A 14,103-nucleotide genomic window follows, 5' to 3' on the forward strand; every position below is an offset into this window, starting at 1 on the left:
TGCGGCGTCGACAGGTCGAGCCGTTCCTTGCGGGCGCCGCGCAGTGCCTTGGTCGAGAATTTCGCGCCGTCGGCGAACGCGTGCAGCTTTCCTTTCACCTTCTCGGAGACGTCGGTTGGGGGTTCGGGCAGATGAAGCGGCATGATCGAATCTCCTCAGCGCTGGGTCTTGTAGCTGACGTTCCAGGTTCCGCTGCCCTGGTATCTGTTCCGGAAGACGTCGTAGGTGACGTCGGAGTCGCCGTACCACGGGTCGGCGACGCTGACATAGTCGACACCGCCCGACACCGAACGTCCGCGTAGCGCGGCGATGTGGCCACCGCCACCCTGCCAGGCGATATTCACTATGACAGGCGCGGATTTCGCCATCTCCGCACCGAGTTGCGCGTTGGTCAAGGCGCTGTTCACACGCGTGTTGAGCCGCCCGATCCGCGTCAACGCGGTATCCGGCCACCGGCCTTGGTTGCAGGGTGATACCGCGCCCGCGCCGACAACACAGTCGTTTCGGCCCAGCTCCGCGTTGGCGAGGGTGCCTTGCGTCCACGGCGTGGCAGGGTCGTAGTAGGCGGCGGTGCTGACCGTGGCGGCGTCCCAGCACCACATGGTCTGCTCTTGGTGTTGCATGGTGAAGTCGAGACGCTGGTCGTCCATGGCGAGGACGAACTTCTCATGGATGCCGCCGTCGGCGCCGAACTGGACGTTGACCGTGCCGCCGCCGGTGCCGGTCTGCGTGGTCACACCGCTACCGTTCAACCGCAGGTACGTCTTGGGAAAGGCGATCGACTCGAACGAGAACGATCCGTCCGGCTGGGGACTGGCGTGGTACTTCTCGTACGGGCCGGGCGTGCTCGAACTGTACTGACAATTCACCGTGCCGCCACCGGAGTCGGTCTGAGACGTCACGCCGCGGGCGTCCATGCGCAGGTACACCTTCGGAAAAGCTACCGACTCGAAGGAATACGAACCATCGCTCTGGGGGCGGACCCGGAACCGTTCGTAGGCGCTGACTCCATACTGGCAGTTGACCTTACCGCCGCCGGAGTCGGTGGAAGTGGTTACTCCGGTGGCGTCCATCCGCAAATATACGTTCGAAAAAGCCGTCGACCGGATGGTGATCGGTGCGTCTCCCAGTGTTGCGAGATCAGCTGATGACAAGGGCATGATTAGCCTTCTTTCATGCGGGTGTATCCCAGGACAGGACCGAATCCCGCTGCGTTGAAGGCTATTTCGGCCGAGGCCGTTAGGATTCTGTCAGTTCATCGCACGAGAACACTGAACGTATAGGGTCTTTGGTCCCCGACAAGGCGTCCGCACGGCAAGGGTCCTGGACGTGAATTCGTTTCTGGCGCAGGGTGTTCGGTTTCATCTGACCGTGTCCTGTCGTGAATCCGGCGGCCACCGACCGCCCCACAACATGCGAACGCATGGTCAGCATCAATCGAATCAGCGGAGGCGAGTGACACCCGAGCCGGGTGGGCGTCGCGACTACGCTGCGCTGGAACCGAAATGCTGCCGGTAGCGTTCAGGCGTGGTGCCCACGCGGCGGGCGAAGACTCGATGGAGGGTCTCGCCGTGCCGATAGCCGATCTGGCGGGCGATCGCCCCGACGGTCAGCTCGGTGGATTCCAGCAGGCGCCGCGCGGCCTCGATGCGCAGATCTTCGATGAATGTTGCTGGCGTGCTTCCGGTTTCACTGCGGAAGGCGCGAGCGAAACTGCGTTCGCTCATGCCCGTGCGGCGGGCGAGGGCGGCTACCGTGAGGTCCTCACCGAGGTGGTCGGGCAGCCACTGCTGCACCGCGCGAATGGCCGGTGTCCTGGCCGGCTGGGCGCGCAATTGGGCACTGAACTGCGCTTGCCCGCCTGGTCGCCGGGTGAAGACCACGCACAGCCGCGCGATCATGGCGGCGGTTTCGCGGCCGTGGTCGTCTTCGACCAGAGCCAGCGCCAGATCGACGCCCGCTGACATTCCCGCCGATGTCCAGCGATCGCGATCGCGGACGTAGATCCGATCCGGTTCGACGGTGACCCGTGGAAAACGCTGGGCCAGTATGCCGGTTGTGGTCCAGTGGGTGGTGGCCCGGTAGCCGTCCAAGAGCCCCGCCGCAGCGAGCAGCAATGCGCCCCCGCACACCGATGCCACTCGCCGGGCCTTGCGGGCAAGGTCTGCCAACTCCGGAACCACCTCGGCGGCACCGGGACCCGCGACATCACCGCCGACGACGACAAGAGTGTCGAAATCCTCGCCCGCGGCGATATCGGTGAGCGAATGTTCGACCGAGAGGGTCAGGCCTCCGTCGGCTCTGATCGACCGGCCACCAGGGGAGGCCGTCAGCAAGCGATATGGCGGTGTCGTGACACTGCCATTCGCGATCGCCGCATCGGCTCCGGCGGTGATCACATGCCACCACAGCTCCGGCGGCAGCTGACTCGACGGCCGCTCGGCGACCTCGTTGAGCAGCGCGAACACGTCCATTGGCCCGGCTAGTTCGGAGATCTGCATGCCTTGGAAGACAACGAAAACGATGGTGCGAGTGGCCGGCATCTCGCCATCATCGCAGTCGCTGCGATCAGTCGCCACAGTCAGTGGCTGATCGATCCCGCGGTATCGCGGGCGGTGTGACGGTCGAGGAAGGGGATCATGAGTGCGGCGACTCGGTCGGGGAACTGGGCGTGGGGGTAGTGTCCGCCCTGGTCGACGACGACCGCCTGGCCGAGACCCGGGGGCAGGGCGGCGACGATCCTGTTGCCCTCCTCTTCGGGGTGGGCGTAGTCGGGGTCCTCGGAGCCCATGATCACCAATGCGGCACAGCGGACTTCGGCTATCCGGGCGTGCGCGTCCGCGGGGGTCGTCTTGCCGGTCTTGCGGAATTCGGCCCACCGGCCGGGCTGCGCCAGCAGGTTCCGCAACTCGTTCAGATGCCGGCCTTGATCGGCAGGCTTGGTCGGATAGGCCACGCTCTCCAGGTAGCGGAACCACAGCCGGGGCGAGTTGAACAGCTGCGTGCCGATCAACTGGGCCATCCCGCGGCGGTAACGGCGGACCGACCACAGTGCACCCAGATCGAGGCCGGAGGTCAGCGTGAAAGGGTTGATCTCGACGATCGCCGATACCAGTTCCGGAGCCTCGGCTGCCGCGATCGTCACCGACCCGCCCGCCAGCGAATGCCCGACGAGTACCGCCGGTCCCCCGAAATGCCGGACGACTCCGAGTATGTCGAGAGCTACATCGGTGCGGCTGATGGCGGATTTGCCGGTTGCCGAGGGCCAGTCAAGGCTGGATTCGCCGTGGCCGCGCATATCCATATTGACCACGCGGTATCCGGCTGCCGCCAAGGGGCCGATCAGATGCCGGAAGTCCTGGCGCCGGCATCCCATGCCGTGTGTCAGCACCACCAGGGGGCCTTCGCCGACCACGTCACACGCGATCCGTCCGTTTTCCAGGTCTACGAACTCGGTCATTTGCCGATCCTTCCAAGCGATTCGATCTCCTGCCGTGGGTTGCGGCATGGCGGAATTGAACGCCGGAAACGGCGGGCGGCCGAGGCCCCTGGCGGAACGAATCAGTCGTGTGGCGGATCCGGTCAGTCGCATCCGGATCGCGAAGCTTCGCTGCCAAATTGCCCGTGCTTGTTGCTGACCTCTCGCGTGGACCGGTTATTGGGTGCCGAAACCGCCGACGCGGTCGAGTTACCCGCCACACAGGTCGTACGCGACGTCGCCGGTCGACCATCGATAGGGGAACGCCACGGGACTTGTCACCCTCGAACTCGCTGAACCGGAACGGATGCGAGATGGCTGGGCGCGCAGGTCGCAGCTGAAAGAACGTTTAGTCGCGGTCCGATGCCGCGCGGGCGAGGGGTACTCGGCCCACGTGGTCTTGCGGACATCCGACTCAATAGGCTCGCAGGAATGACCGACCAGTACGAGACCCGCACCGTCGAAGCGCTGTTTCAGATCATCGACTTCAACGAGACGGTCTATGGCGAGCCGGAGACTGGGCCGAAGCTGACCCGGGTGCGAATACGCAAGACCTACAGCGGTGTGATCGAGGGCTCCGGCGTTGTGGAAGTGCTTACCGCCCAGGGCGATTCGGGTGCCGGATTCGTCGCCTCGGAGCGCATCGAGGGTGTCCTCGAAGGGCGTCCGGGGACCTTTGTCATCCAGCACGGCGGTGTGGCTCAGGGAGATACCCAGAGCACCTACGGATCCATTGTTCCCGGTTCGGGTACCGGGGAACTCGTCGGTATCGCGGGCCGAGCGGTGGAGGCGCAGCAGGCGGTCCTGACCCTCACCTACACGCTGTGAACAAGTATGAGAGCGGCACCGCACAACCTCGCGGATGTGCTGCCGCGCAGCAGAAGTCGCCACTCCGATCGCCCGCGCAGCGACAGTGGAGGACGTTCGGGTAAGCCAGTGACTCGAGTGGTCTCTGTCCCGAGTACAGCCTCGTTCGGCCAGACGCGGAATCACGGCGCGGTGCCGAACTGACGCGCGCCTATGACGGCGCGCGCAGTGTCAACCGGCGGCGAGTTATGGGTCGCTGCGCGAATTCGGAGGGGAGTTACGGACCGACGGTGATCATGTTCCCCGGCTCGGCGGGGTTGTTCAGAATGAGGGTGGCTGACACCCTGTCCCAGGAATTCCCTGTCGAGCAGGAGGTGTCACCGGTCGTCCGGCTCGGTACCAGATCGCGGACCGTCATAGTCGGCAGCGACTTCAGGCCGCCGTTATCGACGCTGTTGGTGTAGGTACCCGCCACCGTCGCGGGGCCGTCCGGCGCGTAAACGGTGGTGCAGTTGACGGCGCCGCTGGTTGTAATGGTAAGTCCCCCTTGCGGAATGACCAGATCGGCGGCGATCGGTGACCCGTTCTGTGCCACCACTACCCAGGTGCCGGTGGTTGTCACCTTGATCGTGCGGTCGGACTCGCCGATATCGCATTTACTCAGGGTCCAGGGGCCGAGCGACACGCTTACCGGGCCGCTGACGTTCTTGTTGCCCGGTGCCGCAGGAACGGAACCGCCACTTGTCGTGCCGGTGTAACAATCGACCGCCGAGACGCCCGACCCGAACGATACGGGGCCCATGTTCGCGGTAGCGACGCTCGCTCCGGCCGGGCTGACCGTGGTCGAGCTGTCGGCCTGTGCCGGACCGGCGCCGAGCGCCATCGCGACCGCGGCACAACTCACCGCTATCCCGGCCGTCCGTGCGTGAGACAGTTTTCCGAACATTACGAAACTCCTTCGAGCGATACCAGAGCGAGTCAACCATTCCCGTGGAAGCCCGAATCACCTACTCCGCATCGACGACGAACACTTCGATACTCCTGGTGATCTCAGCCCGAAACCGGCGGCGACGTACGTTCACGAATGATCATGTTCGAATCAATCGGTGCGGCAATCAGACCGGGATATCAAACCCCCACGATCGATCATCGAGCGCCCGGTTTCTCAGGTAAAGCCCCTAATTTTGGGCCCGGTGCTCGAGAGAATTGTGCTGTGCCGCCGACTGACCAGGGGGATCATGGTCCCACGGCCGACAACCGCGGAACGCCTTCCGAGCGAAAGCATCGAGCATGCGAGACCTCTACGCGACCATTGCGCAGGTACTGCCAGTCATCGTGCTGGCCTTGGTTTTCGATACGAGGTACTTCGACCGGCTCGGGGCCGAGGGCGATCCTGAGGCCACCATCGCCGAGCACAAGGTATGGAAACTCTCGGTAATCCGTTGGTACACACCGGTTGTGGCGTTCATCATCCTGGCCGATACCGCCTTCTGCCTGATTGTGCTGACCAACCTCCTCGCCGACGCGACCTGGACGCGGTGGGTCGCCGTCGCCGGCGCGGGTGTGGCGCTCGGCAATCTGTTCGGCCGGATCTGGATCATCGTCGAACGCGCCACCCGCCGAGCCTGATCCCAGAATGTGCACGCCGTGAAGTTCGGGAGCGTTTCTGTCAGTGGGCTTCTCTACGCTGCCGTGCATGACCCGTTCCCGAACCAGACCGCGGCACACTCCTGACGGCTCTTTCGCCCTCGAGCTGGTCGGCACCGGCCCCGCTGAGATGAACTCTTCCTCCCTATTTGGGGCCTCGCGGCCGGACGATGGTGGGCTCTGCCCGGTTGGGATGGTGTGAGAAGTGTTCAGACTCGATGGCGAAGTGCATGTCTCCTACAGCCAGATCTACGTCGAGAGTGACCCCGGGGACTTCGGCCCGGGCATGCACGAGGCGTTCGCCGGGCAGAGCGTAGGGCTGTGCGGGGCCGCGGCACCCGGCGCACTTTTCCTGATCACCGGATTGCACACCGGCAACGTCGGATTCACCGTCGAAGTGCGCGGCCAGGCTCCCGCGCTGGATCCCGCGTGGGAAGACGTTGTGGAGGTCTCCTTCTACCCGCTCTCCGAGCACAGCGCCCTGGTGCAATGGGCTGGTGAGGACTCCTGGGAACTGGACTTGAGAGAAGGACTCGACTACCGGGTGCGGTACTGCGCGCAAGGCATGGACCGAGCACGCGAGGCAGACGTCCGGCTCGACGACGAGCCACTACTGGATCGTTACCTCCTCCAGTTCTGGCCCGCCCCACCCGAACCGGACCGCATAGTGCGCCAGACCTCGCAGGCCGCGGCACGCTCTCATGACTGGGCCCGCCGGCAACCCGATGCCGAGTTGCGCGTTCGGGCCCTCATGGCCCAGCGACGGGCATTCCTCACCCCTGAAGGTGTCGAATCGTTTCGTGACGCCGAATCCCCACAAGGGACTGCGGATATAGCGGTCATCTCCCGCGAGGCCGATCTCCAATCTGTCCGCGAGCAGTTGACAGCGCTGAGCTCTTATCCCGCAGCGCTGCACTGGGATTGGGCCGACTCTTTCGTCCTGCCGGCCGGCGGGCGCGTCGGTTACCTCGAAGCGTTCCTCGAACAGATCGGTGAACACGCCTTCGCCCTCGGCACAGTCCTGGCGTCGCTGGAATCCGGGCAGTACTACTACCTGGCCTTCGTGACACCGACCGAGTTCGAACAGCTCTCGCGACTCCTCGCAGCACACAGGATGAGCGCGGAAAGCGTGCGGTATGGCTGTTGGACGCCGCGGGGAGACTGGGAAGATCGCCCCGCGAGCAGCATGGTCAGAGCCTGGGCCAGAGCCAACGTCCCCAAGCTCAGTGCAGCCCCCGAAGCGGACATCACGTGGGTGCTCGAGAGCCCCGAGGAGACCGAGCCGGACCGGCTAGCCTGACGCGTCGGATCGGCACCCGAAATCCCCGCCCGCAATCCCGTTCCCAAAGCGGGTAACCGCGTTCCGCGCCTGGACCACAAGCCAACCGGCCACGGCAGAAGCCGGCCAGGGACAGCTCGACCTCATCCTGAAATCAGCTAGACACTTGATGGCAGGACCGGACCCCGGCCCCTATCGGATATCTGGGAGATCGACTGGCCGCCAACGGATTCGGGGCTGTCGGATCGCCCGAACGCGGCACTGCCGGAAGCTGTCTCGCTATTCCCATGTGCTGCGTGCGACGGTCGGTATTTCGAGCGAGTCGCCCGGTGCGGCTGCCCAAGCGATGACGCCGTCCGGGCGAATCAACGCTGCGGCCAAATCCTCGCGGCCGGTCGAGGCGATCTCCGGCGGGCCTATGTGCAGCAGCCCGCCGGTGCTGGTCAGGTCGGAGAGCCTGCCGTGGGTGCCGTCCGCGTGAGTCAGGTGCAGGTTGGGGCAGTAGGTGCCGGTCAGCGGGTGGTCGACCTGGTAGGGAAGTTCGTGCCTGATGCCGAGGCCAGACATCATCCGGCCGAGGTAGCGGATGACCTCCGGGATGTCCATGAGGTCGGAGACGATGTCGCGCAGCGCGTCGGTGTGCGGGCCGGGTCGTAACAGGGCGGATTGCGCTCGCGTGTTGTGCAGAACCGCCGCACCGACCGGGTGGCGTTCGGCGTTGTACGTGTCGAGAAGTTCGGTTCTGCCGCCGGCCAGTTTCCAGCCGAGGTTGACCGCGTCCATGAGCCCGAGATTGAGACCCTGTCCACCATTCGGGGAATGGACGTGCGCAGCGTCGCCGGCCAGGAGCACGCGGCCATGACGGTAGTTGGTGACTTGGCGCGCGTGGTCGGTGAAGCGAAGGCCGGCGCCCACGTTCGTCACGGTCACGTCGACACCGGCCACCCGTCTGATGCTGGCTTGCATTTCTGCGGCGGTGACAGGGCCGTCGTGCCGGTCGAGATCGCCGAAGTCGAAGGTGGCCACCATGCCTTCGCCGTAGAGGAGGGTGCCGTTGTCCAGCCGTCCCGGTGGCGGCAGTTCGCCGGTGACCTGGGCCGCGACCCGGCGTGCGGTCATCAGCGGCGCTGTGCCGGGGAACTCGAAACCGGCGAGCTTGCGGACGGTGCTGCGGCCGCCGTCGCAGCCCACCAGATAGTCGGCGCGAAGCCCGTTGGCGATGACACCGTCGGCATCCTGGTGGAGCTGAGTCAGCTCGGTGCCGTAACGGATGTCCACATCGAGACTGCGTGCGTAGTCCAGCAGGATCTTCTCCAGCTCCGGCTGCCAGATCAGCGTGGCGCGGCGATCGGGCTCCTCCAGGACGTCGGGGTCGATCTTGAAGATCGAGGCGAAATGCCCTTTCGCGCTGCCGTGATCGCGCAGCTTGTCCGCGCGGCCTTTCGCGTCGTGCTCGGCCAGATCGGCGCCGAGGCCGCGGCGAACCAGCGCTTCGGTCGCCAGCGGCCCGATGCCCCGGGCGCGCGGCTCGCCGGACGGGCCGTCGAGTTTCTCGATCACCAGTGCGTCGGCACCGGCCAGCTTGAGTTCGGCGGCGAGCAAGAGACCGACCGGGCCGGCTCCGACAACGATGACATTCACAAGGCCTCCCGGGCACAGTGTTCGCAGTTATGAAACCAGGGTACAGTGTTCGCAATGGATGTCGTCTGGATGCGTCCGGAGCGCGCGGCACGCGGACCGAAGCCCGCGCACAGCCGCGACGAGATCGCGGCCGCGTGCGTGCGCGTGGCCGACACCGAGGGTCTGGTCGCTGTGTCGATGCGGCGGGTCGCGACCGAGTTGGGCACGGGTACGACCTCGCTCTATCGCTATGTGGCCTCGAAGGAAGATCTGTTCGACCTAATGGTCGACCAGGCGTTCGGGTCGGTGTCGCTGCCGGGGCAGACCAAGTATTGGCGAGATGACCTGAGACTGCTCGCCTCGTGGAAGCGAGCGCTGATCCTCGAACATCCCTGGATGGCATCGCTTTCCGGCCGGCCCGCCGTGGGGCCACACGGGCTGGCAGTGCAGGAGAGCGGGTTGCGCGCACTCGAGGGATGGGGACTGTCGATCGACGAGATGACCATCATCGTCGAATCGCTGGACGCGTACGTATACGGCTACGTCGTACGCGAGTTGGCGGAGCGGGCGGCGACCCAGCGATCCGGACAGGATCTGGATGCCTGGATGGCGGCCCATGACGCATACGCCCGGACGGTAATCGAGAGCAGGCGATTCCCCTTGGTGGCCCGAGTGTGGCTGGACGCCCGCGAGCCGCACGCGGCGGACCGGGCGGAGCGCGGCTTTTGGCACGGTCTGGACCTGCTGCTGGACGGCTACAGCGCCGGAATGCGTCGGGCGCGAGAGCGATCAGGCCGCCGATAGGGCCGGCACGGACTGCTTTCGTGTCGTCCAATTCCCCATAGGCACCGCCCAATTCGAAGCGGGCGGCAACAAGCCGGCGGTGCCGATTCTGATTGAATCGCCCGTATGGCAACCAGCGTGCGCATCCCCGGCCTGGTGCTCACCGAGCACGAGTTCTCCGTCCCCCTCGACCATGCCCGCGCTGACGGCCCGAAGATCACCGTCTTCGCGCGGGAGATCGCCGATCCGGACGGGCTCGACCGGCCGTTGCTCGTCTACCTCCAGGGCGGGCCCGGGCACGAGGCCCCGCGGCCGTCGCGCACGACGCCGAGCTGGTTGCCGCGGGCGTTGCGGGAGTACCGGGTGCTGATGCTCGACCAGCGCGGTACCGGACGGTCCACGCCGGTCGGCACGTTGTCCGGCACCCCGGCCGAGCAGGCCGAATACCTGACCCACTTTCGCGCCGACGCGATCGTCCGCGACGCGGAGTTCGTGCGGCGGCAGCTGGGCGTCGAGAAGTGGAGCGTGCTCGGGCAGTCGTTCGGCGGGTTCTGCACCCTCGCTTACCTTTCCCATGCTCCGGAAAGCCTGGCCGAGGCCTTCTTCGCAGGCGGGCTCCCACCGATCGCGCGGCATCCCGACGAGGTCTACACCAAAACGTTCGCCAACCTGATCGAGCGCAACCGCCGGTACTACCTCCGCTATCCCGGCGATCACGGCCGGGTCGAGGCGTTGCTGCCGATGCTCGACGACGGGGCGGTCGTCCTGCCCGACGGCAGTCCGCTCACCGCGCGGCTGTTCCGGCAGCTCGGGTACGTCCTCGGTGCGGGCGGCGGCGAGGAGACGCTGCACTACCTGCTCGAACGAGATCCGACGTCGCCCGCCTTCGCGCACGACGTCGCCAACTCGCTGCCGTTCACCGCGCGCAATCCGCTGTACTCGGTGATCCACGAGTCGTCCTACTCCGACGGATTCGCCACCCGCTGGTCCGCCGAGCGCGTGCTGCCGGACGAGTTCCACACCGACCGGACGCTGTTCACCGGAGAGCACGTGTTCCCCTGGCTCTTCGACGACTACCACGGTCTCCGGCCGATGAAGGAGACGGCCGAGTTGCTCGCCGCACACGAGTGGCCGCGGTTGTACGACGCCGAAATGCTGCGCGAGTGCACGGTCCCGGCGGCGGCCGCGATCTACGCCGACGACATGTACGTCGAGCGGACGTTCTCCGAGGAGACCGCGCGAGTGATTCCGACGCTGCGGCCGTGGATCACCAACGAGTACGAGCACAACGGTTTGCGCGCGTCGGGCGAGCACGTGATCGGGCGGTTGATCGACCTCGTCCGTGGCCGGGTCTGAAGGGTTGGTGTCGGCACCGCATACGGCAATGGTTCTCCCAGACCGAGTTCCGTCGCATTCCTCGATGCGACCGGGCGCCCTATACGGTCACCCGTGGGCGCACCACCGCATCGATGCCCTCGGCGCACACCTCGAATCCCGTCGGAAAGCCCTGTCGGACAACTGATCTGGGCGATAGGGCGAAGCGCGTTTACCGGCATGAGTCCACTACCGGCGGCCGGAACTCGCTCTTCCGCCCGCGCGCAGGCTGATTCGAGGCGAGCGGATGTCAACCACCCCTCACGACACCTCGAGTCCTGGATGCAGGGCGATCTGCTCCAGCAGCGCGAGCGGCAGCGGTTCCTGGGCGGCGTCGGTGGAGCTGACCTCGATCCGCACCCCGGACCGGCGGGTGACGGTGACGGTGCGCGACTGTGGGCTTCGCTGTTCACTGGTTTCGACCACCGCCCCGTCCGGCAGTCGCCGCGTCGCGCGGTCGTACGACGAATGATCGGGCTCCTTCGGAAGGGGTTGCGCGGTGCTGATCACGAGGCTCAACCGTGATTGCCGGCCTGGTGTCGTCACCTGAACCGTCTGGCATAAGCCGCCGCCCCTATGCCCTGGCAGCAGCGCACCCAGCGGCCGGTCGAGGGTCACACCGTCGAGCGGAATCCCCGCCAGCACCTCGTCCCATCGGCGAGCCTGGGCCTCATCGATCGCCGGCCCGGATTCCCCGAAGGGAAGGCAAGTCTCGGGTGGGTCCGGCGTTCCTGGCGGAACCGGCGCGCTGACGCGCAGTGCGGGGTCGGTCACCAGCGCGACGAGTTCGTCGATGGCCAGGGGGACGGCTCGGGCACGGCCGCTGCCGTGATCGTCTCGATCGGTGGCGTTCGCCTGCACGACGGTCCCGTCGGGCAGGTAACCGGTGGCGGTGCGCGACAAGGTGCGAGCCCCGCGGAGCTCGTACCAGGTGTCCTCGGTATCGACGATCGTGCCGTCGGGCAGGTGGCGACGCTCGTCGAGATCGCCTGCGACACACGGCGGGATCGGCGTGGTCGACTGGCGAACGGTCACCGTCAGCGCGCCCGCCCGGTCACCGCGCAGCAGCGTGGCATTTGCCCGGGTCGAATCGCCGAATTTGTTGTTCTGCGAGGGATCGCCGAGGATCGGCTGGAACACCAGCGAGCGCGCTACCGGGGCGAAGGCGATCTCGACGTCACCGGGCAGCTCATCCTGCAGCGCCTGCGTCATCGCGGCTGCCTTGGGGCCGGAGAACCACGGATAGGACGGATTGTCGTATTCGTAACTCTCGGAGTAAATCATCGAGAACGTTTGCGCTTTTCGTGGAGGTTCCACGACGTCACAACCCGGGATTCGCACCGGAAATGTCACTGGCGGAGTGACATAGGAACTCTCGACTCGAGCCGTGGGCGCCGACGGCTCGTGCACCAGCCAAGCGATGAGGTAGCCGGCCGCGACGATCGCGGCGCAGGCCAGACCCACTGTCCATTTATTCACAGCCGGGGAAGGCTGGGGCGCGTCCTTGTCACCGTTTTCCACGTCCTGCATTGTGACTGCTCGCACCGACAGGTCGCAGGGGCGGGAGAGGAAAATCACCAGCTGGGTGAATGCCTAATCGGCGCAGGATGTTTCGAACCAGCATCGGAGCCACAAATGGCAGCCCCTATATATGGGACTGCCGGCGGTGCGGTCCGATCGATAGGCTCGGTCGGCGAGCCATGCTCAGCTGTGTTTCGAAAGGACTTCTCATGCTCCGGTCACGCAGGTCCGTGGCGGTCGCGCTGTCGTCGGCCGCGGTGGTGCTCAGCGCACCCACCGCGTCCGCCCAGGTCACAGGATTCGAAGTCATGGCGCCCTGGGATCCGGGCGTCTTCGTCGCGGGCTGCACCTACATCGCACGGGTGACGACCGAGCCCGACGCCTACCTCAGTTTCCACGACAGCCAGGACGGCGAGTTCGATCCGCCGAACGCGACTCAGGCCAGCGCCGAAGGTAGCGTCCTCGCCACCTGGACGCCGCACACCACCGGTTCGCATCTGCTGCGCGCCGTGCAGGTCGGCGGTGGTGAGCAGACCATCGGGATCGAGGTCCGTTCCGGCGGGACCGAGGACTGTGCCGGTGTCGGCACTATGTGGACGGACAATTAATAGTCTGCTGTTCGCACCCCGCACCCGACTCGTGTTCAGCCACCGGCTCTTGGGCCGAGCGCGGTAGCTGATCAGCGTCGCGACGCAGGTTGAACTCTTCCGGAAAACCCTGCTACGACCTGACCAGTCGCGGCCTGGACTCGGGGCGTCCGTAGGACAGTATCCGCGGCAACACTTCCCGCAGACGGGCAACCTCGGAGTCCGGCGCGCGTAACAGCGCCTCGACAACGGTATCGGCCAATCCGAGATCGTCCAGCGATTCGGGGTCCAAGCTCACGCGCAGTACGTCCTCGCCCAACACCACCTCGCTCACACAGCCGTAGGCGGTGCCCTGATCAGGCGTGACAAGGCAATACGTGTCCATGCCCAGCGCCACTTCCTGTTCGTCGGGCTCCTCGAAGTCGCACATGAACAACAAGGAGAACCCTTGTCCGTCACTCGACTCGGCTACACCTGCCATCACGCAGTCGTCTGCATCCGGATTGTCGAGACCGCACGCAACCAGCGCAGTGAATCTGTATGCCACGCATAAGTTTTAGCACTGTCGGAGGACAAAAGGTCCCGCTCGTTCTCCGAAACTCACGCCGCTGACGAAGTCGACGCGGTCGAACGACGCGTGCTCGCCGAATCGCGCATCACTGAAATCGACGGGGCCGGTGAAAACCGATCGCCGGAACATCGCGATGCCATCGAACGCCGTGCCGCGGAACGATGTGGCGGCATCGAACTCGACATGCTCGAACGACGCGTTCGACTCGAAACAGGCTCGAACGAACGGGTTTCGCCAGCGAGACCGCTGTGGCACGCTGATCCCGATCACGCCTTCAGTGCGGATGGTCAGCGCACCCTTGTCGGCGGTGACGACTGCCGACCGCGCATTCCCGGCCTAGTCCGGACAATCGGGGAGCCCGCGCCAGGGCGATTCGGAGAGACCAACAGAACTCGCCGGGGGAGTACCACTTCACCAGGTTGAACGGCCGGGCAAA

The 14,103-nt window shown here is 65.7% G+C and carries 14 protein-coding genes; 6 read left to right on the top strand and 8 right to left on the bottom strand.

The window, feature by feature from the left end:
• Positions 1 to 155: 155 nt before the first annotated feature.
• The 3 genes from ON39_RS46815 to ON39_RS36900 form a co-directional block, all read right to left on the bottom strand.
• Complete coding sequence (locus ON39_RS46815) at positions 156 to 1,073, bottom strand: papain-like cysteine protease family protein (protein WP_063713442.1); 918 nt, start codon at positions 1,071 to 1,073, stop codon at positions 156 to 158.
• A 411-nt stretch (positions 1,074 to 1,484) separates the two neighbouring features.
• The gene (locus tag ON39_RS36895; protein WP_040741088.1) at positions 1,485 to 2,543 is read right to left on the bottom strand and encodes a GlxA family transcriptional regulator; all 1,059 of its coding nucleotides are present in this window, start codon (positions 2,541 to 2,543) and stop codon (positions 1,485 to 1,487) included.
• Between the two features lie 38 nt (positions 2,544 to 2,581).
• Entirely contained in the window at positions 2,582 to 3,460 is an 879-nt protein-coding gene (locus ON39_RS36900; RefSeq protein WP_040741075.1) for an alpha/beta fold hydrolase, read from the bottom strand.
• 450 nt (positions 3,461 to 3,910) lie between these two features.
• Here ON39_RS36900 and ON39_RS36905 point away from each other — a divergent pair, with 450 nt between their 5' ends.
• On the top strand, positions 3,911 to 4,306 hold the full coding sequence (locus ON39_RS36905; protein ID WP_040741076.1) for a DUF3224 domain-containing protein: 396 nt from the start codon (positions 3,911 to 3,913) through the stop codon (positions 4,304 to 4,306).
• Positions 4,307 to 4,562: 256 nt separating this feature from the next.
• Here the strand turns inward: ON39_RS36905 and ON39_RS36910 are convergent, their stop codons facing one another.
• Positions 4,563 to 5,168, bottom strand: coding sequence for a hypothetical protein (locus ON39_RS36910; protein WP_146251369.1), 606 nt, complete (start codon positions 5,166 to 5,168; stop codon positions 4,563 to 4,565).
• A gap of 407 nt (positions 5,169 to 5,575) precedes the next feature.
• On the opposite strand from ON39_RS36910, the gene ON39_RS36915 reads away from it, so the two are divergent.
• Both ON39_RS36915 and ON39_RS50245 read left to right on the top strand, forming a co-directional pair.
• Positions 5,576 to 5,914, top strand: a complete 339-nt coding sequence (locus ON39_RS36915; RefSeq protein WP_040741077.1) for a hypothetical protein — start codon at positions 5,576 to 5,578, stop codon at positions 5,912 to 5,914.
• A 223-nt stretch (positions 5,915 to 6,137) separates the two neighbouring features.
• Positions 6,138 to 7,232, top strand: coding sequence for a hypothetical protein (locus ON39_RS50245; RefSeq protein ID WP_211336496.1), 1,095 nt, complete (start codon positions 6,138 to 6,140; stop codon positions 7,230 to 7,232).
• Positions 7,233 to 7,490: 258 nt separating this feature from the next.
• On the opposite strand, the gene ON39_RS36925 is transcribed toward ON39_RS50245, so the two are convergent.
• Positions 7,491 to 8,852: an FAD-dependent monooxygenase gene (locus ON39_RS36925; RefSeq protein WP_051187579.1), complete on the bottom strand. Its 1,362-nt coding sequence runs from the start codon at positions 8,850 to 8,852 to the stop codon at positions 7,491 to 7,493.
• Positions 8,853 to 8,906: 54 nt separating this feature from the next.
• On the opposite strand from ON39_RS36925, the gene ON39_RS36930 reads away from it, so the two are divergent.
• Together ON39_RS36930 and ON39_RS36935 are read left to right on the top strand one after the other, a co-directional pair.
• On the top strand, positions 8,907 to 9,635 hold the full coding sequence (locus tag ON39_RS36930; protein ID WP_040741079.1) for a TetR/AcrR family transcriptional regulator: 729 nt from the start codon (positions 8,907 to 8,909) through the stop codon (positions 9,633 to 9,635).
• 105 nt (positions 9,636 to 9,740) lie between these two features.
• On the top strand, positions 9,741 to 10,970 hold the full coding sequence (locus ON39_RS36935; RefSeq protein WP_040741080.1) for an alpha/beta fold hydrolase: 1,230 nt from the start codon (positions 9,741 to 9,743) through the stop codon (positions 10,968 to 10,970).
• Between the two features lie 279 nt (positions 10,971 to 11,249).
• Here ON39_RS36935 and ON39_RS36940 read toward each other — a convergent pair whose 3' ends face one another.
• Positions 11,250 to 12,272 carry a hypothetical protein gene (locus ON39_RS36940; RefSeq protein ID WP_246003201.1) on the bottom strand — a complete coding sequence of 341 codons (1,023 nt, stop codon included), beginning with the start codon at positions 12,270 to 12,272 and terminating at the stop codon, positions 11,250 to 11,252.
• Positions 12,273 to 12,718: 446 nt separating this feature from the next.
• Here ON39_RS36940 and ON39_RS36945 point away from each other — a divergent pair, with 446 nt between their 5' ends.
• A complete protein-coding gene (locus ON39_RS36945; protein ID WP_146251370.1) occupies positions 12,719 to 13,117 on the top strand; it encodes a hypothetical protein in 399 nt (132 codons plus the stop codon).
• 112 nt (positions 13,118 to 13,229) lie between these two features.
• Here the strand turns inward: ON39_RS36945 and ON39_RS36950 are convergent, their stop codons facing one another.
• Positions 13,230 to 13,643: an Imm10 family immunity protein gene (locus ON39_RS36950; RefSeq protein ID WP_040741083.1), complete on the bottom strand. Its 414-nt coding sequence runs from the start codon at positions 13,641 to 13,643 to the stop codon at positions 13,230 to 13,232.
• Positions 13,644 to 13,652: 9 nt separating this feature from the next.
• On the bottom strand, positions 13,653 to 13,937 hold the full coding sequence (locus ON39_RS51590; RefSeq protein WP_040741084.1) for a pentapeptide repeat-containing protein: 285 nt from the start codon (positions 13,935 to 13,937) through the stop codon (positions 13,653 to 13,655).
• Positions 13,938 to 14,103 lie beyond the last annotated feature (166 nt).

This window comes from Nocardia tenerifensis NBRC 101015 (genome assembly GCF_000308715.1).
GTDB classification, from domain to species: domain Bacteria; phylum Actinomycetota; class Actinomycetes; order Mycobacteriales; family Mycobacteriaceae; genus Nocardia; species Nocardia tenerifensis.